This is a genomic window from Patescibacteria group bacterium (assembly GCA_028711655.1).
Classification (GTDB): domain Bacteria; phylum Patescibacteriota; class Patescibacteriia; order Patescibacteriales; family JAQTRU01; genus JAQTRU01.
On record JAQTRU010000072.1, the window covers coordinates 1 to 2617 of the forward strand.

Annotated in this window: 2 protein-coding genes; both read left to right on the forward strand. The window is 41.5% G+C overall.

The annotated features are described in order from the left end of the window. The first annotated feature begins 487 nt into the window (after nt 1-487). Nucleotides 488-967, forward strand: coding sequence for a transcriptional regulator NrdR (gene nrdR, locus PHQ42_05470; GenBank protein MDD5072147.1), 480 nt, complete (start codon nt 488-490; stop codon nt 965-967). A gap of 105 nt (nt 968-1072) precedes the next feature. Beyond that, a partial coding sequence (locus tag PHQ42_05475; GenBank protein MDD5072148.1) for a ribonucleoside triphosphate reductase occupies nt 1073-2617 on the forward strand: 1545 nt, incomplete at its 3' end.

The window sequence follows — 2617 nt, forward strand, 5'->3', positions numbered from 1 at the left end:
AGGGGACAAAGGAGGTTAAATTTAGGGATTTTTAAACTGACCTCTGTCTGCCGTCCCGTAGGCCTTTGAAGGAGGGCATAATAAAAGGGGCCGCTCGCAAAAAGCGGTCTTTTGTTTTAGGGTTATTTTGTCTTTTTTTTTGCTTTGGCGGGATATTTTTCCACTTATCCACAGGCGGTTTTTTAAAAAAGTGTTGCCTTGATAAAAAGCATATGAATATTTTTTAAAAATTGTCCTAAAATTAGATAAGTTTCTCCGCCTTGACAAGATTTTAGCGCGGGTATATAATATTAAGTAGATACAATATATAGTGGTCTGTTAGATAGGGTAGGCACTATATATGGGCATGAAGCTTTTCCTCATATTTCCTTAAAAACACCTAGGGAACCTTAAAAGACGGAAAAAGGCCAAGGAAGCGACTCAAGATAGGTGTTTTTTGTTTGGCCAAAAACCATAAGCTGCGGCCCTATTATCTTAGTATTATCATATGAAATGCCCGGTTTGCTATTATTTAGACACAAAAGTGATTGATTCTCGGGTGGCGACTGACGGCTTGTCTATCCGGCGCCGGCGGGAATGCTTAAAGTGCGGCTTCCGTTTTTCCACCTATGAGGAAATGGAGATTTTGGATTTGATGATTGTTAAGCGGGATGGGCGGAAAGAATCATACGATAGGGAAAAAGTAACCCGGGGCCTTAAAAAAGCTTTGGAAAAACGGTCGGTTACGGACGATAAATTCAAAAAACTCATCCACTCCATTGAACGCGACATTCAAGTTTTGAAAAAGAGCGAAATAACCTCTTCGCAGGTCGGCCAAATCATAATGAGGCATCTAAAGAAAGTCGATCAGGTGGCTTATATCCGTTTTGCTTCGGTCTATGAATCTTTTAAAGACGCCCAGACCTTCCGGAAAGAACTCAATAAATTATTAAAAACCAGCGGAAAGAAAAGGGCGGGGAAAAAATAATTAAAATTCACATTATTTGAAACATTTGAATTAGTCTTCTGACTTCGGCATGAAACTTGGTGTAAATTTAAACCAAACTTTTAAGTCGAAAATTTGAATTATTTTATGCAAGATACAGTTTCCCAAATTAGAAAAAGGTCAGGCGAGATAGTTAATTTTGACCAGAAAAAAATAGAGAGCGCCATAATCAAAGCGGCAGAGGCGGTTGGCATCTTAGATGAAGAGTTAGCGGAGAAATTGAGCAACGAGGTGGCGGAAATATTGAAAAGCAAATTTCATTTCCGCAGCATTCCGGCCGTGGAAGAAATTCAGGATATAGTGGAAGAAGTTTTGATTAAAAACCGTTGTATCAAGACCGCCAAAGCCTATATTCTTTATCGCGACCAGCGGGCCAGATTGCGTGATTTAAAATCCACCATGATAAATTCCAACGAATTGATGGAAGAATATATAAAGCAGGCTGATTGGCGGGTTAAAGAAAATTCAAATATGGGCTATAGCCTGCAGGGATTAAATAATCATTTAGCTTCAACAATCTCTTCCCATTATTGGTTGAACAAGGTTTATACGGCCAATGTCAGGGAGGCTCACAAAAACGGCGATTTTCACCTCCATGATCTCCAGATATTGGCCCCCTATTGCGCTGGTTGGGACCTAAAAGATTTATTGCTTCAGGGGTTTCGCGGAGTAAGCGGAAAAGTTGAGTCAGGACCGGCCAAGCATTTCCGCACAGCCTTGGGTCAAGTTGTAAACTTTTTTTACACTTTGCAGGGCGAGGTGGCCGGAGCCGAGGCCTTTTCCAACTTCGACACTTATTTGTCTCCTTTTATCAGGTATGACGGGCTTAGCTACGGGGAAGTAAAACAATGTTTGCAGGAATTTCTTTTTAATATAAACGTTCCGACTCGAGTAGGTTTTCAGACGCCTTTTACCAATATCACCCTTGATTTAACTCCCGGCAAGACCACGGGGCAGGAAAATGTCATAATTGGCGGCAAAGTCCAGCCGGAAAAATATAACGATTTTCAAAAAGAGATGGATATGTTTAATACCGCTTTTGCCGAATTGATGATGGCGGGCGATGCTAAGGGGAGGGTTTTTACTTTCCCGATTCCGACTTATAATATCACCAATGATTTTCCCTGGGATTCCGCCGTCGCGGAAAAAATTTTTGAAATGACCGCCAAGTACGGCATTCCTTATTTTTCCAATTTTATCAATTCAGATATGGATCCGGAGGATGCCAGAAGCATGTGCTGCCGTTTGCGGCTTGATAACAGGGAATTGAGAAAAAGGGGAGGCGGATTATTCGGCGCCAATCCTTTAACCGGTTCAATTGGCGTTGTTACAATTAATTTGCCCAGGATTGGTTATTTATCAAAAACCAAGGAGGAGTTTTTCTCCCGGCTGGATAATTTAATGAAAACAGCCCAACAAAGCCTGGAGACCAAAAGGGATGTTCTGGAAAAATTAACGGAAAACGGCCTTTATCCCTATGCCCGGCATTATTTAGCAAACGTGAAAGAAAGGTTTGGCGGATGCTGGAACAACCATTTTTCCACCATTGGCATTATTGGCATGAATGAAGCTTTGCTTAATTTCGCCCCGATAATAAGCGATATCACCACCCCGGCTGGAAAAGAATTCGCC